Annotated in this window: 15 protein-coding genes; 3 read left to right on the top strand and 12 right to left on the bottom strand. The window is 72.4% G+C overall.

What is annotated here, in order from left to right; all coding sequences use genetic code 11:
• Positions 1-293: 293 nt before the first annotated feature.
• From pheA to OG875_RS15180, 7 genes are all read right to left on the bottom strand, one after another.
• Positions 294-1229 (bottom strand): prephenate dehydratase, encoded by a 936-nt coding sequence (gene pheA, locus OG875_RS15210; RefSeq protein WP_330174770.1) that lies wholly within the window; start codon positions 1227-1229, stop codon positions 294-296.
• 221 nt (positions 1230-1450) lie between these two features.
• The gene (gene efeB, locus OG875_RS15205) at positions 1451-2767 is read right to left on the bottom strand and encodes an iron uptake transporter deferrochelatase/peroxidase subunit (RefSeq protein ID WP_443079262.1); all 1317 of its coding nucleotides are present in this window, start codon (positions 2765-2767) and stop codon (positions 1451-1453) included.
• A gap of 111 nt (positions 2768-2878) precedes the next feature.
• Entirely contained in the window at positions 2879-5092 is a 2214-nt protein-coding gene (locus OG875_RS15200; protein ID WP_330174768.1) for a copper resistance CopC/CopD family protein, read from the bottom strand.
• Positions 5093-5106: 14 nt separating this feature from the next.
• Entirely contained in the window at positions 5107-5598 is a 492-nt protein-coding gene (locus OG875_RS15195) for a copper chaperone PCu(A)C (RefSeq protein WP_443079116.1), read from the bottom strand.
• Complete coding sequence (locus tag OG875_RS15190; protein ID WP_330174767.1) at positions 5595-6263, bottom strand: SCO family protein; 669 nt, start codon at positions 6261-6263, stop codon at positions 5595-5597. The genes OG875_RS15195 and OG875_RS15190 overlap by 4 nt, the downstream gene beginning before the upstream one ends.
• A gap of 67 nt (positions 6264-6330) precedes the next feature.
• Positions 6331-7182 carry a YcnI family copper-binding membrane protein gene (locus tag OG875_RS15185; protein ID WP_330174766.1) on the bottom strand — a complete coding sequence of 284 codons (852 nt, stop codon included), beginning with the start codon at positions 7180-7182 and terminating at the stop codon, positions 6331-6333.
• Positions 7183-7289: 107 nt separating this feature from the next.
• Positions 7290-8186 (bottom strand): hypothetical protein, encoded by an 897-nt coding sequence (locus OG875_RS15180; RefSeq protein WP_330174765.1) that lies wholly within the window; start codon positions 8184-8186, stop codon positions 7290-7292.
• Between the two features lie 227 nt (positions 8187-8413).
• Between OG875_RS15180 and OG875_RS15175 the strand changes: the two genes are divergently transcribed.
• On the top strand, positions 8414-8896 hold the full coding sequence (locus OG875_RS15175) for an ATP-binding protein (RefSeq protein ID WP_330174764.1): 483 nt from the start codon (positions 8414-8416) through the stop codon (positions 8894-8896).
• 230 nt (positions 8897-9126) lie between these two features.
• Here the strand turns inward: OG875_RS15175 and OG875_RS15170 are convergent, their stop codons facing one another.
• Together OG875_RS15170 and OG875_RS15165 are read right to left on the bottom strand one after the other, a co-directional pair.
• Entirely contained in the window at positions 9127-10650 is a 1524-nt protein-coding gene (locus OG875_RS15170; RefSeq protein WP_330174763.1) for an aminopeptidase P family protein, read from the bottom strand.
• 215 nt (positions 10651-10865) lie between these two features.
• The gene (locus tag OG875_RS15165; protein ID WP_330174762.1) at positions 10866-12392 is read right to left on the bottom strand and encodes a PP2C family protein-serine/threonine phosphatase; all 1527 of its coding nucleotides are present in this window, start codon (positions 12390-12392) and stop codon (positions 10866-10868) included.
• 519 nt (positions 12393-12911) lie between these two features.
• Here OG875_RS15165 and OG875_RS15160 point away from each other — a divergent pair.
• Positions 12912-13592, top strand: a complete 681-nt coding sequence (locus tag OG875_RS15160) for a bifunctional DNA primase/polymerase (protein ID WP_330174761.1) — start codon at positions 12912-12914, stop codon at positions 13590-13592.
• A gap of 745 nt (positions 13593-14337) precedes the next feature.
• Here OG875_RS15160 and OG875_RS15155 read toward each other — a convergent pair.
• The 3 genes from OG875_RS15155 to OG875_RS15145 form a co-directional block, all read right to left on the bottom strand.
• Positions 14338-15318, bottom strand: coding sequence for a DUF5926 family protein (locus tag OG875_RS15155; RefSeq protein WP_330174760.1), 981 nt, complete (start codon positions 15316-15318; stop codon positions 14338-14340).
• A 221-nt stretch (positions 15319-15539) separates the two neighbouring features.
• On the bottom strand, positions 15540-16148 hold the full coding sequence (locus tag OG875_RS15150; protein ID WP_330174759.1) for an ATP-binding protein: 609 nt from the start codon (positions 16146-16148) through the stop codon (positions 15540-15542).
• 75 nt (positions 16149-16223) lie between these two features.
• Positions 16224-17045 (bottom strand): glycerophosphodiester phosphodiesterase, encoded by an 822-nt coding sequence (locus OG875_RS15145; RefSeq protein WP_330174758.1) that lies wholly within the window; start codon positions 17043-17045, stop codon positions 16224-16226.
• Between the two features lie 269 nt (positions 17046-17314).
• On the opposite strand from OG875_RS15145, the gene OG875_RS15140 reads away from it, so the two are divergent.
• Entirely contained in the window at positions 17315-18934 is a 1620-nt protein-coding gene (locus tag OG875_RS15140; RefSeq protein ID WP_330174757.1) for a S1C family serine protease, read from the top strand.
• Positions 18935-19009: the final 75 nt, after the last annotated feature.

The following is a 19009-nucleotide window of genomic DNA, read 5'->3' as shown; positions in this document are numbered from 1 at the left end:
AGGGGGATGACGCGGGTCACATCGCGCCCTGTGGACGGAAGTGTGGCGACTGAGGCGATTTGTCGACCATGTCGGCCGCGACTGTCGACTTGTCCCCAGGGGAGGCGATGAGCCTGTGGATAACTCTGGGGACAGTGGACGGAGGGACGACGCGGGCCGGCGGTGAGCGGTGGGGCGAACGGCGGGTGAGCGGCGGAACGAGCGGTGGGCGAACGGTGGGGTGAGCGGTGGGGCGAACGGCGGGTGAGCGGCGCAAGGGCCCCGCCGTCCCGCCGTCCGGCTCTCCCGTCGGCTCAGATCCGGCCGTCCTGGCTGCGGGCCAGCCAGTCGGCGGCGTCCATGAACGCCGCGTCCGACGTCCCCGGGCGCGGCCCCCGTACGTCCCCCGACGCCACACCCGCCCTCGGGTACGACCCCAGGAACCGCACCTTCGGACTGATCCGCTTCAGCCCCATCAGCGCCTCACCCACGCGCCGGTCCGCGATGTGCCCCTCGGCGTCCACGGCGAAGCAGTAGTTACCGATGCCCGCGCCGGTCGGCCGCGACTGGATGAGCATCAGGTTGACCCCGCGCACGGCGAACTCCGTCAGCAGTTCGAGCAGCGCGCCCGGCTGGTCCTCCCCGAGCCAGACCACCACCGATGTCTTGTCCGCGCCGGTGGGCGCCGACGGCCGCGCGGGCCTGCCAACCAGGACGAAGCGCGTCTCCGCGTTCTCGGCGTCGTGGATGTCGGTCACCAGGGCTTCGAGCCCGTACGTCGCCGCCGCGAACTCACCCGCGAACGCGCCGTCGAACCGGCCTTCCTGGACCAGACGCGCGCCGTCCGCGTTCGAGGCGGCCGACTCCCACAGCGCGTTCGGGAGGTTCGCCCGCAGCCAGTTGCGCACCTGCGGCTGCGCCACCGGGTGCCCGGTGACCGTCTTGATGTCCGACAGCGACGTGCCGGGCCTCACGAGAAGCGCGAAGGCGATCGGCAGCACCACCTCGCGGTAGATCATCAGCGGCTCGCCCGAGGCGAGTTCGTCGACGGTCGCGGTGACACCGCCCTCAACCGAGTTCTCGATCGGTACGAGGGCCGCGGCGGCGTCCCCGTGCCGTACGGCGTCGAGAGCCGCGGGGACCGAGACCATCGGGATCAGTTCCCGGGTGGCGGCTTCCGGAAGGGTGCGGAGGGCGGCTTCGGTGAAGGTGCCCTCGGGGCCGAGGTACGTATAGCGCGTGGCCGACATGTGGTCACTTTAGTCCGATCGGCGGACGGCGGGGACGCGGGCGGTGCGGCGTGTGTCGTACGGGCGGACGGCAGGGACGCGGGCGGTGCGGGCGTGACGTGTCCGGGCCGACCGCTCTCGTACGCGTCGGCTCGGCCTCCCGCACGGGCGCGAGCGGCCTTCCGTACGAAGGCGCCTCGGTTCGTACGCGCGGGCCCGGCCGTACGCGCGCGTACCGGCCCTCAGGACTCCAGCAGCCGCTGGCCCACGTACTCGCCCTCGCGCGGCCCGCCCGGCACCGCGTACAGCCCGCTCGCCTCGTGCCGGACGAACGGCGACAGCGCGTCGCCCCGGTCGAGCTTGCGCTGCACGGGTACGAAGCCCTTCAGCGGATCGGCCTGCCAGCAGATGAACAGCAGGCCCGCGTCGGGGGTGCCGTCCGGGGCGATCCCGTCGTGGAAGGAGAACGGGCGGCGCAGCATCGCCGCCCCGCCGTTCTGCTCCGGCGCCGAGATCCGGGCGTGCGCGTTGTCCGCGATGACGAGCCTGCCGTCCGGACCGGCCCTGTCGAGATCCGGGGCGGTGGTCTCGGTGCCGCCGGTGAGCGGGGCGCCGTCGGACTTGCGACGGCCGATGACCGCCTCCTGGCGGTCGGCCGACAGGGCCTCCCAGTCGTCGAGCAGCATCCGGATCCGGCGGACGACGGCGTACGAACCGCCCGCCATCCAGTCGGGTGTTCCGGCCGGCGGCGATGCCGGGACGAAGATCCGCCGCTCGAAGTCGGGCTCCTCCGGCCCGGGGTTGTTGGTGCCGTCGACCTGGCCCATCAGATTGCGGGCCGTCATGGGACGGGCGGTGGCGCCGGGCGAACGGTTGAAGCCGTTCATCTGCCACCGCACGTGCGCCGCGTCGCCCGCCTCTTTAAGAAGGGCGCGCAGCGCGTGGAAGGCGACGAGGGCGTCGTCGGCACCGATCTGCACCCACAGATCGCCTTCGCCGCGGCGTGCGTCGAGCCGGTCCGACGAGAAGGCCGGCAACGGGTCGAGCGCCGACGGGCGGCGGTCGGCCAGCTTCGTACGGTCGAAGAAGGTACGGCCGAAACCGAAGGTGACGGTCAGCGCCGAGGGCCCCGCGTCCAGCGCGACGCCCGTGTCGCGCTCCCCGGCCGGTTCGCCCGCCATGAGCCGCCGCGCGGTCTCCGACCAGCGGCGCAGCAGGGCGGCGGCCTCCCGGCGTCCCGCGCCCGGCACGAGGTCGAGGGCCACCAGATGGCCCCGGGCCTGCATCGGGGAGGTGATGCCGGCCTGATGGGCGCCGAGGAAGGCGACGGTGGCCGCGCCGACGGCGGTGAGCGCGGTCGGCGCGGCGGGGCGGGTGGCGGCGTACGCGGCGCCCCCGCCGACGGCTCCGGCGACAAGACCTGCCGCGCCTGCCGCGCCGGCCGTTCCGATCAGCCGCCGCCGGGAGAGCGCGGGAGCCGCGTCGGCGGGGTCCGCCGGGGAGACCGTCGCGCGCGTGCCGTTCGCCTCACGGCCACGGGAAGTCTCGCGGTCGCTCACAGTCTCGCGGTCGCTCGAAGCCCCGCGGTCGCTCGAAGGCTCACGGTCGCCGGACCGCTCACGGTCACTGGACGTCTCGCGGTCGCGGGAGGCGCGGGTGTCGCTCACGGGTCAGCCGATCTTCATGTTCTTCTCGACGGTCGTCTGGTCGATGTCGGAGGTGCGTACGGTCACCTGGAGGTACCAGTCACCGGGCATCGGGATCTGAACCCGCTCCGCGGTCCAGTGTCCCGGTGCGACGCGCTCCGGCTGGACAGGCAGCGGCCCGATCTTCTCCGCCCTGAGGGTGTACGCGACCTTCACCTCGGGCACGTCCATCGGCTTGCCGTCCGGGCTGTCGATCCAGACGTGCATGAGGTTGGTACCGGGGCGGGCCGGGTCGAGGGTCAGCCGCAGGGTGCCCTTGCCGTTGACGCCGCCGGTGTCGAACGGCTCGGTGAAGTTCACGGGTTGGGCGGGGGCGGGCGCGGCGGCCTCGGCGCCCGCGCGGCCGATCTCCTGCTCCTGGGCGCGGCCCGGCTCGGTGCCCGTCAGCGCGGTCGTGACGGCGAGCACCACGACGGCGACGCACGCCTCGGCCAGTACGGAACGGCGCAGCCCGGACCGCTCGGTGTCGGCCTCTCTGGCGCGCTTCTTGCGGGCCGTGGCCAACGCGGTCCGCTGCCGGGCGAGTTGGACGGCACGCTCCGCGCCGGGCGCGCCGTCGTCGGCCCCGTCCCTGGCGACCTCGGGCTCCGTTTCGGATTCCGTTTCTGCTTCGTTCTCGTCTCCGGCGTCCGTTTCGCCGGCGGCCCGCGTCCCGGCTTTCGCCGGCTCGGCCAGCAGCCCCGTCCAGCGCCGTGAGAACGAGGCGGCGCCCAGCAGCACGCCGATCAGCGCGACCTTGACCAGCAGCAGCTGCCCGTACGACGTGTCGGTCAGCGCCGACCAGGAGCCGAGCTGCCGCCACGACTGGTAGACGCCCGTCACGGCCAGGACCACGACGCTGACGAAGGCGATCCGCGAGAAGCGCCGTACGGCGGCGGCTTCGATGTCCGGCACCCGGCGGAGGGCGACCAGCAGCGACACGAGGCCGCCGAGCCAGGCGGCCACGGCCAGCAGGTGCAGGACGTCGACAGGCATGGCGAGTCCGGTCTGGACACCGGTCGAGGCGTGCTCGGACAGCGCCCACGTGCCGGCGATACCGGCGGCGACGACGGTGCCGCCCAGGCTCAGCCCGAACGTCAGGTCCGCCCGCGCGCGCCTGGCGTCGGCGCCGCCGCTCGCGGGGAGCCCGGGAGCGTCCGCCGGAGCCCGCACCCGGGCTTCCGCCCCGGTGCCCCTCCCGGCATCGGCCCCCGCGTCAGTCCCGGCATCCGACCCGGCATCCGTCCCGGATTCCGTTGTTCCGGATTCCGTTTGGTATTCCGCTTCCGGCCCGGTCTCCGGCCCGGTCTCCGGCCCTGTCTCAGCGACGCGCTTCGCGTACGCGCCGAACAGCACCGCGATGAAGAGCGCCGCCGCGCCGAGCAGCAGCAGCCGGGACATGAGCGCCGCGCCCGTCTTGGTGTCCAGCACGGCCGCCAGCCCGGCGAGGTCGAACGCGTCGGCGAGCTTGCCGGACCCGGTGTACGGCGTCCTCAGTAGGAGGAGGACGAGTGTCGCCGCCGTCAGGGTGACCCAGCCGCCGACGACGAGCCGTTGCAGCGGCCGTACGGTCGAGCCGCGCTGCCAGCAGGCGAGGACGAACGCCGCCCCGCCGACGAGCAGCACGAACCCGGCGTACGAGAGGTAGCGCACCGCGTCGTACAGCACGCCGACGAGTCCGCCCCCGGCCTCCTGCTCGGGCACGGTGGCCTTGGTCTGCGACGGCGCCCCGACGGAGAAGGTGAACGCGCCCGAGACCGGGTGGCTGTCGGCGGAGACCGCCTGCCAGGCGACGGTGTACGTGCCGTCCACCAGTCCGGGCTTCAGGTCGACGGCGTAGCGGACCGTGCCGCCCTGGCTCAGGTCGCGCATCTTCGCGACGTCCACACGCTTGCTGGTGGGGTCGAGGACCCGGATGGAGTCGTCGCCCATGGCGATCTGTTCGGAGAAGGTGAGGGTGACGTCCCGTGGAGCGACGTCGACCACCGCCCCGTCCCTCGGGTCGCTGTCGGTCAGCGCGGCGTGCGCCGACGCCGTACCGGAGAACGCGCCGAGGAGGCCGCAGGCGAGCACGGCCGCGACGAGCAGCAGACGTGCCGGCCGTACGAGCTGAACGAGCCGTACGAACGGAACGGGCCGTACGAGGCGCACGAGCTGTATGTGCCGTGGGTGCCGGATGCGGGGGGCGGTGGCCGTCATGGTGAGTCAGTCCCTCAGTGCCGTGTCGGGTGGTAGGTGGGCTCCTTCACGGGAAGGTCGACCTCGATCGGGCCGGTCTTCTCGAAACGCAGTTCCACGGAGACCTGTCCGCCCACCTTGGGCGACTTCTTCAGGCCCATGAACATCAGATGGCTGCCGCCGCGCTCCAGACGCAGCTCGCCGTCGGCCGGGACGTCGAACGACGCCACCTGCCGCATCCGCCGGTCCACGGTCTCGTGGATGGTGACGTCGTCGGCGACGTCACTCGTGACGGAGGTGAGCCTGTCCGGCGCGCCGCCGCTGTTGGTGACGGTCAGGAAGCCGGACGCCATGTCGCCGACCGGCTGCGGCATGAAGGCACCGGTGACCTTCAGCCGGGGCCGGTCCTCGGAGGCGTCCGCCGACGAGCAGCCCGCGAGCCCCGTGAGCCCGGCCAGCGACACGAGCGCCGTCAGCGCCGCGCCGGCCGCCGGGAGCCCCCGGCGCGGAAGGCTCCGCCCCTTCACGGCTTCTCGCCCTTGATGAGTTTCGGCAGGTCCTTGGTGTAGTCCTCGACCGACGCGTCCTCGCCGTACAGGACGTAACCGCCGTCCGTCTTCGGTGAGAACGCGATGACCTGGGCCCCGTGCATGGAGACGACGCTGCCGTCCTTCTCCTTCGTGGCGGGTTCGATGCCGATGCCGAGTTGCCGGGCACCGGCCTGGATGGTCGGGAAGTCGCCGGTGAGGCCGACGAACGACGGGTCGCCCGCGCTGGGCAGCCACGCGGCCAGCTCGGCGGAGGTGTCCCGCTCGGGGTCGGTGGTGACGAAGACGACCTGGAGCTTTTCCTGGTCGGCCTTGGGCAGTGCCTTCCGGGCGATGGCGATGTTGCTCATCGTCAGCGGGCAGACGTCGGGGCAGTGCGTGTAGCCGAAGTAGATCAGCGTCGGCCTGCCCTTGGTCTCCTCCCGGAAGTCGTACGTCCTGCCCTCGGTGTCCTTCAGGACGAGGTCTGGCTTCTCGAAGGGCTTGTCCAGCACCGTCGCGGCTTGGGTCTTCGGCTGTACGGAGACGTCGGCGACGGGCTTGGACGCGTCGTCTCCGTCGTCGGCGCCGCTTCCGCAGGCGGACAGGGTCAGTGCCGCGACCGCCGTCAGTGCGGCGGCGGTGAGCACGGTCTTCTTGCGCATGGAGAGAGTTCCCATTGGTGGAGTGCGGGTACGGGCGCGGGCCCGGTGGCGGGCCCGCGCCCGGCGATCAGCTGGCGGGGGTGCTGTCGGCCGGGGTACGGCGGCGTCCGGCCAGGACGCCGAAGGCCACACCGGCCGCGCCGACGACGATGCCCACGATGCCCAGGGTGCGGGCCGTGCCGTCGCTGCTGTCGGCGGAGGCGGCCGAGGCGTGCTCCCCGTCCTTGGCACCGTCCTCGGCATCGGACTTGGCACCGGACTTGGCGTCGTCCTCCGCGGCGTCGTCGTCGGCCGCCGCGCCGTGGCCGCCCCCGGCGGCGGCCGTCAGCGCCAGCACCGGCGCCGGGCTCTCGGGCTCCGCGCCGCCCTCGGTCGGCGCGTCGATCCAGCGCACGACCTCCTTGTTGTCGTACGTCTGGAGGGTCTTGAACACCAACTGGTCGGCGTCCTCGGGAAGCTGGCCGACGGAGAGCGGGAACTGCTGGAAGTAGCCGGGCGCGATCTTCGCGTCTCCGGTGGCGGTCCAGGTGACCTTCGAGACGGCCTCGGTGATCTGCTTGCCGTGCAGCTCGATCGGCTTGGCGAGCTTGCTCTTGGTGACGACGATCTTCCATCCGGGCACCGCCTGCGGGGCCACCGAGGCCAGCGGGTGCTCGGTCGGGAAGTTCACTTCGAGCTTGACGGTCGACGCGTCGTCACGCTCGTTCGGCACCTTGAAGTTGACCGTCGCGTACCCGCCCTTGGCGGCCTCGCCGACCGGCTGCACGCCGACGTGCGCGAGAGCGGGACCGGCGAGCAGCACCACGGCGGACGCGGCGACGCCGCCGACGACCGCCACCCGGCGCGCGATGCGGTTACGGCCCCCGGTGGACGGCGACGGGACGGCGTGACGAGACGTGTTCGTACGAGAGGTGTTCATGACAGGAGACACTCCACGGTGAGGGGAGACGGTGGAACCGCGCGCGGATACGCGTCGGCGTCGCGACGCCCCTGCTCTCCGTACCGGGTACGGGGCGGGTCGTCGCGTCAGGCGGCGAGGGTGAATACGGCCGGCGGGCCGCGCCTGATCACCGAATGCTGGAGTGTCCGGGCCGTGTTCGGCGGCCCGCTGTCCTCGCGCGGTCCGGGCCGGGCCCGCGGACCCGGCACGGGTACGGGCGGCAGACCCGCGCTCAGGGCCCGTACGAGACCGAGGGCGGCCCGCAGCGCCCGCAGCCGCGCGCTGTCGGCGACGGCCTCACCGAAGCCGTCGGCGAGGCCGGGGGACGCGAGGGCGGCGAGCCTGCCGAGCGCGAGGTCGCCGCGGTGCATGAGCCAGCCGGTCGCGAGGGCGGCCAGCAGGTGCGCCAGGAACATGGGCAGGCTCGGCAGTTCGGGCAGCAACCCGGCCGTACCGCCCGCCGTCCCGGCCGTCCCACCGGTCAGCCCGGCCGCCGCGTCGGCGGCCGTCGCACCGGCCGAACCGTGCAGGTGAGCGCCCCGCGCGAGCCCGCCGGCCGAGGCGATCCCGCCGCCGAGCGTGCCGGGGTCGATCCCGGCGTCGGTCACGATGCGGCGCGCGTCGCCGGGGCTCAGCGAGGCCGGGCCCGCGCCGCAGATCAGCTTGGCCGCCATACGGATCAGTACGTCGTCGGCGCCGCCCCGCACCGTGAGCCGGTGCTGGCTGAGGCCGAACAGGGTGTGCAGCGCCAGTTGTCCGCCGGTCAGCGCGAGGGCCGTGGCGGGCAGCGAACGGGCGCGGCCCGCGAGCGGCGCGGCCACGGCGAGGACCCCGACGAAGCCGAGGACGAGCGTCCACCAGGGGACGGCCTGACAGGCCGCGATCACATGTCCGGTCGCGGACAGCACGACACAGACCGCGGTGAACACCGTGGCCCTCAGGAGCCGCGACCCGGCCCCGGCGCGTGCGACACGATCCGGCATGGCCGGGTCATCATCGCACTGCGACCGCCTGCCCGGTGCGGCAGGTCCGGAAGGTCACCCTCTGTCCTTGCCGAAGATCAAACTCGATCCTCGCGACGGTCCTTTACAACGGCGGGCGGTTCACGCACATCCGCCGGATGAGTTGTTTCACGCGGACGATGTGCTTACGGATCCCCTACAGGGGCAATACGTATCGGTATGTCGAGCTGTGGCCAGGAGGCTGGAGCATGAGCATCTGGTGGTCCCTCCATCTGCGGCGCGAAGCCGCGAGCGTCCCCCTCGCGCGCCGCCTTCTGATCGGCACGATGGAGACGGCGGGCGTCGACCCCGACATCTCCTTCGATCTCTCCCTCGCCCTGAGCGAGGCGTGCGCGAACGCCGTCGAGCACGGGGGCGACACGCTGCCCGGTGAGTCGCCGCGGGCGTCGGAGGCGTACCGGGTGACCGCGTACCTGGACGGCGAGAAGTGCCGAATCGAGGTGTCCGACTCGGGGCCGGGATTTCCCTCCCGGCGCGCCGTGCACCGCTCGGGCCTCGCCGCCCGGACCGCCGAGAGCGGGCGAGGTCTCTCGCTGATCGAACAGCTGGCCGACCATGTCCACTGCCGGAACCGGCCGGGCCGGGGCGCGGTGATCAGTTTCGACAAGATACTCAAGTGGCGCGAGGAGAGCCCCCTGCTGCCCGCGGGCGGCACACCGGCCACGGTCTGAGCGGTACGCGGGTACGCCGGTCGTCCGTACGCCGGTATCCGATACGCCGGCACGTACGCCGCCGTGTCCGGGGCCGCACCGCAGGTACACCGGCCCCACGACCGGGTGAGTCGTCCGTAAGAGCGAGCGGCCCGGTCGTGCGTCGTACGCGACCGGGCCGACGCCTGTCCGTGCGGAACCCGTTCGGGTCCGGTCCCATCCGGGTGAACCCGGACCCGACGGCCCGTGGCTCAGCCCTGCTTGACGGCCGCCATCCACGTCTCCACGTCGTCGGACGTGCGCGGCAGCCCGGCCGACAGATTCCGGTTGCCGTCCTCCGTGACGAGGATGTCGTCCTCGATCCGGACGCCGATGCCCCGGTACTCCTCCGGCACCGTGAGGTCGTCCGCCTGGAAGTACAGCCCCGGCTCCACCGTCAGGCACATACCGGGCTCCAGCGTCCCGTCGACATACGCCTCCGTGCGCGCCGCCGCGCAGTCGTGGACGTCCAGGCCGAGCATGTGCCCGGTGCCGTGCAGCGTCCAGCGGCGCTGGAGACCCAGCTCCAGGACCCGCTCGACCGGCCCGTCGAGCAGGCCCCACTCGACGAGCTTCTCGGCGAGCACGCGCTGCGAGGCGTCGTGGAAGTCCCGGTACTTCGCGCCCGGCTTCACCGCCGCGATACCTGCCTCCTGCGACTCGTACACCGCGTCGTAGATCCTGCGCTGCACCTCGTCGAACCGGCCGTTGATCGGCAGCGTGCGGGTGACGTCGGCGGTGTAGAGGGAGTGGGTCTCCACGCCCGCGTCGAGCAGGAGCAGGTCGCCGGAGCGCACGTCGCCGTCGTTGCGCACCCAGTGCAGGGTCGTCGCGTGCGGGCCGGCGGCGCAGATCGACCCGTAGCCGATGTCGTTGCCCTCCACGCGGGCACGCAGGAAGAACGTTCCCTCGATGTAGCGCTCGCTGGTCGCCTCGGCCTTGTCGAGGCTCCGCACGACGTCCTCGAAACCGCGGACGGTCGAGTCGACGGCCTTCTGGAGCTCACCGATCTCGAAGTCGTCCTTCACGGCGCGCGCTTCGGAGAGGAAGACGCGCAGCTCGTTGTCGAGCTCCGCCGTGACCTTGTCGGCCAGCGCCGCCTCGATGGCCGCGTCGTGCCCGCGCACGACCCGCACCGGGCCCGTCGCCTCGCGCAGCGCCCCGGCCAGCTCCCGTACGTCCTTCGCGGGCAGGCCGAGCAGCTGCTCGGCCTCGGCCAGCGAGTGCCGGCGGCCGACCCACAGCTCGCCCTGGACGCCGTCGAGCCAGAACTCGCCGTTCTCCCGGTTGGAGCGGGGGGTGAGATAGATCGTCGCCCGGTGGCCCTCGCCGCCGGACACCGGCTCCAGCACGAGGACGCCGTCCGCCGTGTGGTCACCGGTGAGATACGCGTACTCCGTGGCGGGCCGGAAGCTGTACTCCGTGTCGTTCGACCGGGTCTTCAGGCCGCCCGCCGGGATCACCAGGCGGTCACCGGGGAAGCGCGCGGACAGCGCGGCACGGCGGGCCGCGGTGTGCGACGCCTGGGCGATGGGCTCCAGGCCGCGCTGCTCCGTGTCGGCCCAGCCCGACTTCATGTTCTCGGCCAGCTCGTCGGACACGCTCATGTAGAGGCCATTCTTGCGCTGCTTGACGGGCTTCTCGTCGGACGCCGGGTCGGCGTCGTCGATTGCGGTGTCCTGAAGTCCCAGGGTTTCCGGGGTCTCCGGTGTCTCCGGGATGAGCTCCTCGGCCACGGTGTGCCTCCTCTGAACGACATTGGCCCTCTCGGGTCCCGGCACCATCGTATGGGTGTGCGGGTCGGGGGCCAGGGGGCCTGTGGACAACTTCCCGGAGCGGGGACAGGGCGGACCGGACAACCCGGAGGGGCGCGGTCCGCTTCGGCCGCCGCGGACAGTTCACGCGGGGCGGGGCCGCCGTCCGACGCCGGTTGCGCGCCTCACCCGGTGGCTCACTCGAACCGGACGGCCAGGATCACGACGTCCTCCGTGTCCGTAGCGCTCCCGGCGTCGGCTCCCTCGCCCCGCCCGGAGTCCTCGGACGCCCCCATCAGTCGCAGCACGTGGTCCGCGATCGCCCCCGGATCGTCCCTGAGGCTGCCGGGCACGCTCGCGGCGGCGGCGTGCAGCCGCGCGAAGGCGCGGTCCATCGGCTCCCCGGTACGCCGCAGCAGACCGTCCGTGTAGAGCAGCACCGTTTCTCCCGGCGCGGGCGACAGCTCCACGCTCGGTGCCTCCCAGCAGGTCAGCATGCCCAGCGGCGCCGACAGTGTCGTCTCGACGTACTCCGTACGCCGCTCCCCCACGATCAGCGGCGGCGCGTGCCCGGCCCCGGCGAACACGATCCTGCCCAGGGCCGGCTCGGCGAAGCCGAACAGCGCGGTGGCGGTGCGCGCCGGTTCGGTGAGCCGCAGCAGCAGTTCGAGGTCCGACAGGACGGCGACGGGGTCCTCGCCCTCCATCACCGCGTACGCCCGCAGGGAGGCGCGCAGCCGGCCCATGGCGGCCACGGCGCTCGGCCCCGACCCGCTCACCGAGCCGACGGCCAGTCCCAGGGCGCCCTCGGGCAGGGGCAGCGCGTCGTACCAGCCGCCTCCGCCGTGGCCGCTCGCGCGGTGCCGTACGGCGAGCCGTACCCCGGGGACCCGGGGGAGCCGGCTGGGCAGCAGTTCGCCGGCGATCGACGCCTCGCGCGCGCGGGCGGCCTCCAGTTCCCGCAGACGCGCCAGGTGTTCGGCGGCGTACCGGGAGTAGAGGCCCACCAGATGGCGCTGCCGTTCCACCGGTTCGGCGGGCTCGTCGTACAACCAGACCGCCACCCCGATCCGGCCCGACGTCCCGGCCGCGAGGGAGACCGCGTACGTGGCGCGATAGCCGAGCCGTACGGCCACGTCGCGGTGGAGCGGATCCAGCCCCGGGTCACCGAGGACGTCACGGACGGATTCGGCCGCCGTCGCTGGTTCGGCGCCGTCGTCCAGAAGCCTTCCGTAGGAGGACGCGTCGCGCGGGACGGTTTCCAGCTGGCCGAGCTCCGCGTGGCTGAGACCCAGCGCCGCGGTGGCGCCCCGGGCGTTCTCCTCCGTGCGGTGCGCCGGTTCGAGGACGACCAGGCCCCGCGAGGATCCGACGAGGGCGGCGCCCGCCCGTACGACCTCGTTCAGTGCCGTGTCCACCGAGTCCGTCCTGACCAGGCGTTCGGTGAGCTCATGAAGGGTGGTCAGGTCGGAGACCCAGCCGGCCAGCCGGTCCTGGAGCATGACCACGGGCGCACCGGGCGACGCGTCGAGGGGCTGGACAGTGTGCGCGGGCGCCGGAACGGCTGAATCGATTCCAGCCACTTTCGGCATGTGCGGAGCGCTCATGGCAACCGGCTTTCTGACTGGTGCGTTTCGCGCAATAGCATCGCGAACCACCAGGTGATTCATCGCCACTATCAGTGCATCCACATGTACACGCACAACTGAGGCGATGTCCAGCATTGTCCTGGCGGAACCGCTGGTGTCTGTGCGACGGTTGGCTTGGCGAGAAAAAGCCCTCAGCACGGTAGTCTGCGATCGACTGAGGGCACTCGACAGTGGCCCCCCCGGTGACGCGTGGGTGGCACCGAGGTATAGCGTCATCCCGCACGTGAAGAGTACGTAAACGGTGACGGACAGGGGCAGTTGGGACGGCCTCGGAACCTGACGGACGACTTCGGCGTCTTATCCGCCGTAGCTCGCGCGCCATCCCGGAGTGGCGGGGCTGCCACAGCGACACGGCAGTCCGTGAAGTGCGCCACCCGTCGCCACGCGTTAACGAAGAATGACTGCGTTCGGCCCAGGAGCGGTGAGTCCAGCCGCAGGTTGGCGAAGTCCGGCCGTGCCCCGTCCACAGGGGCGGCGAAGCGTCGACGGCACACGTCGACTGTACGCACAGCGATACGCACAGTGAAGCCATGCACACAGATCGATCGGTGTGGCATGGGGACCTCGGCGTTCAACGGAAAGGAACGAGCGCTCATGCGCGAGATCCTCGGAAGGCGACGCAGGCTCCTTTTCAGGCGCAAGGGGATGCCTGCCCCACTCGAAGTCGCGCTGACGTGTGCCACGGCATGGCAGTGGCCCGTACTCCCCGGAGCCGGCCTGAAGACGTCCCGCCGGGGTGATCGTGGGAGCGGCTGTGCCTGTCCGGATCCCGAGTGCGCCGTGCCCGGCGCGCACCCCTTCGATCCCGGCCTGCTGGCCGCCACGACCGACGCGCGCATGGTGCGCTGGTGGTGGGCCAACCGGCCCTCGGCCCCGATCGTGCTGGCCACCGGTGGCAGCGCGCCGTGCGCCGTGAGTCTGCCCGCGTCCGCCGGGGAGCGTGCGCTGGCGGCACTGGACGGGATGGGGATGCGCCTGGGCCCGGTCGTGGCGACTCCCACGCGCTGGTCGCTGCTGGTGGCCCCGTACACCCTGGAACGGCTGGGCGACCTCCTCTACACCAAGGACTGGGTGCCCAGCTCGCTCCGCTTCCACGGCGAGGGCGGCTATCTGGTGCTCCCGCCGTCCGAGGCGGCCGGCGGTCAGGTCCGCTGGGAGCGGGCGCCGCTGCCCGGGTCGGCGTCGCCGTGGCTGCCGGACGTGGAGGCGGTGGTGGACGCGCTCGTCGAGGCGAGCACGAGCGCGCCGGACGGCGGCAGCCGGCTCACCTACTGAGACCGTGAGACCGGGGTGCGGACGCACCCGCTGTCCGGGCCGCGCCGTCGAGGCGCGGCCCGGTTCTGTTGACGGCGCACGCGGGCGTACGGCCGGAACGGCGGATGCCTCCGTACGGCCGGAGCGGGCCCCCGGCCCCGGGCCCCGCGCCTCCGGAGCGGCGCACGCGCCCGTACCACCGGACGTCCTCGTACGGCTCCGGAATGCGCCGGGCGGGAATTGAGTTCCCGGCCGGGCGGCCCGATCCCACCGGACGGACGTATGAGCAGTACCGCCAGGTGGTCCGCCGTGCGATCGAAGAGGCCGTGAGCCGGGTTCTCGTGAAACTCCGAGTGAACGCCGACGGGGAAAGTCCGCGCGGTGCCGGACGGTCCCGGAGTTCGCGGGAAGTGCGGGACGAAGAGGGGCGCTGTTGCCCGGAGCTGACAGCAACTCGACTGCTGTGCGGGCCAGTTGAAAGAACCAGGGGGTTCGCGATGGCGACGGGCGAGGAGCGCCGCGCCGGGCGGGGACAACCCTGCAGTCTTCACTCCGGAAAATGCAGGAACAGTCCCCGGAGAACGACAACGCCCGGTCGCTGGCGACGGGGGATGCACCAGCGACCGGGCTTCTAGAACCGTAACAAGAGATCGGCGGTTGGCAAATTCGATCTGATGTATTCGGACAAGAAATTACTTGCCGGTACGGACGATTGTGACGACTGTCACCCGAACGGCGAATTCCCGGCCCGGGGCCGGGCCGGCCGTCAGCTGAGGGTGACCTGGCGGTTGGTGAGTCCACCGCGCGCCCGGCGCTCCTCGGCGGTCAGCGGCGCGTCCGAGGCGAGGGCCGCCGCCAGCCGCTCCTGGAACTCCGCCGCGGGCTTCTCGCAGTCCTCGGCGCGCATGGCGCTCGGCAGGTCCCAGACCGGAACCGTCAGCCCGTGCGCCCGGAACGAACCGACCAGCCGCGTCCCCTCGCCGAGACTCGACGTACCGGCGACGTGCAGCCGGGCCAGCGCGTCCAGCAGCTTCTCCTCGGGGTGCGGCATGACCCAGCGCAGATGGTTCTTGTCGGGCGTCTCGCACCAGTACGCGGCGTCCGTCCCGGTCAGCCGCACCGTCGGGATCGCCGCCGCGTTGGCGCGCTCCAGCGACGCCGTCACCTCGGCCGTCGCGTTCTCGGCGTCCGGCACCCAGAACTCGAACCCGGAGTGGACGACCGGCGCGAAGCCGGCGTCCGGGTCGAGCAGGTCCTGGAGGCGCGGGCCGTCGGCGGGGACGCGCTCGGCCGCGACCGGGTTTCCGGGCTCGGCGGTCAGCGCCCGCCGGAGTGTGTCGGCGAGGTCGCGGCTGAGGTCGCCGGAGGAGGTGTCGTTCTGGAGTGCGAGCAGCACGGAGCCGTCGTCGCGGCGCAGCGCCGGCCAGGCCATCGGCAGGACGGTCGCGAGTGTCACGGACGGTACGCCCTCCGGCAGGCCGCCCTTCAGGGTCAGCTCGACGGTCGCGGCGGGGACCAGCTCGCGCAGCGCGACCCAGTCGCACTCGCCGGCCAGACCCTCGAAGGGGCGCTGGACCAGCTCCGTGACGGCCTGCGCGGCGGCCCGGCCGTGGCACGCCTTGTAGCGGCGGCCGGAGCCGCACGGGCAGGGCTCACGGGCGCCCACGACCGGAATCGGACCGTCCGTGAGCTGAGCCTTCGCGGACTGAGCCTTCGCGGCCTTGGTCTGGGGGCGCTTCTTGGCCATGGTGGCTTCTCCCGATAGCGGCAGTGCGGTGTCGGGCGCGAGCCTAGCCGCACCGCGTATCGCCGTGGGCGCAACAGCCCCTCCGGACGGGGCGGGTGGGGGCGTGCGGGCCGCCCGTCGGTGCGCCGGGCGGTCCGGTCGGCGCTCGGCGCGGACCGCCCGTAGGGGTCGCCGTCCGGGCCCCCGGGCGAGCCACCGCCCCGGGCCGCCGACCTGGGCCGTCAGGGCAGATCGTCGGCCGGATCGAAGCTGTCGGCATACCCCAGCCCGGGGACAGCGACGCGCGTAGAGAAGTCCTCGTGGCGGTGTCCTTCGTTGACGACCACCCACACCGTGACCTCGCCGGACGAGCTGTCCCGTACGCCCCAGTCCTGGGCGAGCGAGCTGATGATGTTGAGCCCTCGGCCACCGCGCGCGGTGACCGAGGGGGTCGCCGGAGCCGGTCGTGTCGGGCCGCCGCCGTCCGTCACCTCGACGGTCAGCCGACCCGCTTCGTCGACCTCCCAGGCCGCGCGCACGTCTCCGTCGCCGATCTCGGCCCGCCCCAGCGGTCTGCCGTGCCGGCAGGCGTTGCTGAGCAGTTCGGAAAGAATCAGTACCGCATCGTCGACGACCGCGTCCGACATCCCCCGGTCGCGCAACTGCTCACGCATCCGATGCCTTGCCCGGCCCACGCCCGCAGGGCCATGGGGAACGGCCATGCTCGACGACGTGGGCACTTCCTGTGCCACCACAAACGTCACCCCCAAGACCTCCTTCGCCCCACGCCACGATGTGAATGCCCCAACGGCCGGAGCCGGAAACCGGCCAGAAGAAGGTGGCAGACGCACTCACCGAGGTCGAACACGGAACGAACGCGCCGGTGTACTCCAGGTCACCCTGTGTGCATCCGAATCCCTGGCAAGTCAGGCAAGACGCCCCAGTTGGGACAGCACCTGTTTGGGGCGGTTGGTGATGATTGCTTCCACCCCGAGGCGCGCGCAGAGTTCGACATCTTCCGGCTCGTTCACCGTCCAGACATGGACACGACGGCCTGCCTTGTGCAGGCGTTCCACATAGCCCGGCTGGTTCCGTACGAGGCGGATCCCCGGCCCCGCGATCCCGGCGCCCGCCGGGAGCCGTCCGTCGCGCAGCCGGGGCGAGGCGAACTGCATCAGATAGACGGTCGGCAGGTGCGGCGCGGCGGCGGCCACGCGGTGCAGGGACCGGGCCGAGAAGCTCATGACGCGTACGGGGGGAGTGCCGGAGGATCCGCCGGGCGCCGGGCGGTCGAGCCCGAACCGCGCCAGCGTCCGGAGCAGCCGCTCCTCCACCTGTCCGGCCCAGCGGGTGGGGTGCTTGGTCTCGATGGCGAGCTCGACGCGCCGGTCGGTGTCGGCGACCAGCTCCAGCAGGCGCTCCAGCGTCAGTACGGAGGTGAGGGAGCGGTCGTTCCAGTCGGGGCTCTCCTCGCTGTCCGTCGCCCCCCGCCAGGAGCCGAAGTCGAGGGCGGCCAGATCGGCGAGCTCCAGGGCGGAGACGGCGCCGCGTCCGTTGGAGGTGCGGTTCACGCGGCGGTCGTGTACGCACACGAGATGGCCGTCGGCGGTCAGCCGTACATCGCACTCCAGCGCGTCGGCGCCGTCCTCGATGGCCTTCTTGTACGCGGCCAGGGTGTGTTCGGGGGCGTCCTCGGAGGCTCCCCGGTGGGCGACGACCTGGATGCTGCGACGGCGTGCGTGAGTCACCCCGTCATGGTGTCACCGGTACGGGGTAAGCGCCGGGCGATGCCTCTTTTGGAACGTGCTGCGGATGCGTCCCGTTTGCCCCGTAATAAAGGATGGCGGGGAGACACACAGGTCCTGTTTACCGTGGCCTGACGTGCGGTGAGAAAAGCTGAAGGCAGAGACGTACGAGAGACGTGTACATGCCGAAGTGCGTGTGGCGACACCTGAACGCGGCGGAAAACAGCGCAACTCTTGCCGAAGACTGATGCGGAACCGAGGAGTAGAAGACTGTGAGCACCGAGAACGAGGGCACTGCGGTCCCGTCCGCCCCGTCCGTACCTCCCGTGCCGGTTGCCGCTCCTGAGGGCACACCCGCGTTCGCCCAGGGGGAGTTCGCCCACGATCAGCGGTACCAGGAGCCGCAGCAGCACCAGGCTCCCCGGTACCCGGACCAGCCCGGCCGCGCCAGCGAGCCCGGTCACGGCTCCGAGCCCACGACGCCGCTGCCGGGAGCCGTACCGGCGTACCAGCACGGCCCGGAGGGCCGGCCCGGCCCGTACGGCGAGCAGGGACAGCAGGGCCCGTACGGAGATCACAACCGACCGGGCCAGCACGGACAGCACGGGCACGCGGGCGGCCCCGGCCCGTCGGTCTCCACCGGTTCGGCCCCCGACTCCGGATGGCCGCCGCCCCCGCCGACGCAGCCTCATTACGGAGGCGGCGGCGGAGGCACCGGCAGTGGTGGCGGATGGGGCGAGCAGCCGTCCGGGCCGCAGCCGGCCCGCAAGCGCCCCGGCGGCCTGATCGCGGCCGTCCTCGCGGCGGCGCTGGTGGCCGGTGTGGTCGGCGGCGGGATCGGGTACTGGGCGGCGGACCGCAACAACGACAACAGCCTCGGCGGCGGCTCCACCACCGTCTCGGCGGCCGACGCCCCGGCGCTCAAGCGCGAGGCGGGCAGCACGGCGGCCGTGGCGGGCAAGGCCCTCCCGAGTGTCGTGACCATCGAGGCGCAGGCCCAGGGCGGCGACGGCGGCACGGGCACGGGCTTCGTCTACGACAAGCAGGGCCACATCCTCACCAACAACCACGTGGTGGCCTCGGCCGCCGACGGCGGCGACCTGACGGCGACGTTCTCCAACGGCAAGGTGTACGCGGCCGAGGTCGTCGGCCGCGCCGAGGGCTACGACGTCGCCGTGGTGAAGCTGAAGAACCCGCCGTCCGGCCTGAAGCCGCTGCCCCTGGGCAACTCGGACCAGGTGGCGGTCGGCGACTCGACCATCGCCATCGGCGCGCCGTTCGGGCTCTCCAACACCGTCACCACGGGCATCATCAGCGCCAAGAACCGCCCGGTGGCCTCCGGTGACGGCTCCAGCGACAAGAACTCGTACATGAGCGCCCTCCAGACCGACGCCTCCATCAACCCCGGCAACTCCGGCGGCCCGCTGCTGGACGCGCGCGGCGCGGTCATCGGTATGAACTCCGCCATCCAGCCCTCGGGCGGCGGGGGCGGGGGCAGCGGCCAGTCCGGTTCGATCGGCCTCGGCTTCGCCATCCCGATCAACCAGGCGAAGACCGTCGCGGGCGAGCTGATCAGGACCGGCCAGCCCGTCTACCCCGTCATCGGCGCGACCGTCTCCATGTCGGAGGGCGGCGACGGCGCGACGATCTCGGGCGACGGCGACGGCGGCACCCCGGCCGTGACTCCGGACGGGCCGGCGGCCAAGGCGGGGCTCAGGTCGGGCGATGTGATCACGAAGTTCAACGACGTGCCGATCGACAGCGGCCCGACGCTGATCAGCGAGATCTGGACGCACAAGCCGGGCGACAAGATCAAGATCACCTACACGCGGGACGGCAAGGCGTCGCAGGTCGACGTCACGCTGGGCCAGCGCAAGGGAGACACGCCGTAAGTCCTCGAAAGCCGGCGAGGGCGGCGACGGAGTAAGCAGACGGAGGAAACAGACGGAGGAATCCGACGGACCGGC

Origin of the sequence: Streptomyces sp. NBC_01498 (genome assembly GCF_036327775.1) — a bacterium.
Taxonomy (GTDB): Bacteria; Actinomycetota; Actinomycetes; order Streptomycetales; family Streptomycetaceae; genus Streptomyces.
This window is presented reverse-complemented; position numbering and strand designations above follow the sequence as displayed.

Bases quoted from the DNA above. Each gene is read 5' to 3' on its own strand.
- pheA (WP_330174770.1), bottom strand. From the start codon at position 1,229: ATGTCGGCCACGCGCTATACGTACCTCGGCCCCGAGGGCACCTTCACC.
- OG875_RS15200 (WP_330174768.1), bottom strand. From the start codon at position 5,092: ATGACGGCCACCGCCCCCCGCATCCGGCACCCACGGCACATACAGCTC.
- OG875_RS15190 (WP_330174767.1), bottom strand. From the start codon at position 6,263: ATGCGCAAGAAGACCGTGCTCACCGCCGCCGCACTGACGGCGGTCGCG.
- OG875_RS15185 (WP_330174766.1), bottom strand. From the start codon at position 7,182: ATGAACACCTCTCGTACGAACACGTCTCGTCACGCCGTCCCGTCGCCG.
- OG875_RS15180 (WP_330174765.1), bottom strand. From the start codon at position 8,186: ATGCCGGATCGTGTCGCACGCGCCGGGGCCGGGTCGCGGCTCCTGAGG.
- OG875_RS15175 (WP_330174764.1), top strand. From the start codon at position 8,414: ATGAGCATCTGGTGGTCCCTCCATCTGCGGCGCGAAGCCGCGAGCGTC.
- OG875_RS15165 (WP_330174762.1), bottom strand. From the start codon at position 12,392: ATGCTGGACATCGCCTCAGTTGTGCGTGTACATGTGGATGCACTGATA.
- OG875_RS15160 (WP_330174761.1), top strand. From the start codon at position 12,912: ATGCGCGAGATCCTCGGAAGGCGACGCAGGCTCCTTTTCAGGCGCAAG.
- OG875_RS15155 (WP_330174760.1), bottom strand. From the start codon at position 15,318: ATGGCCAAGAAGCGCCCCCAGACCAAGGCCGCGAAGGCTCAGTCCGCG.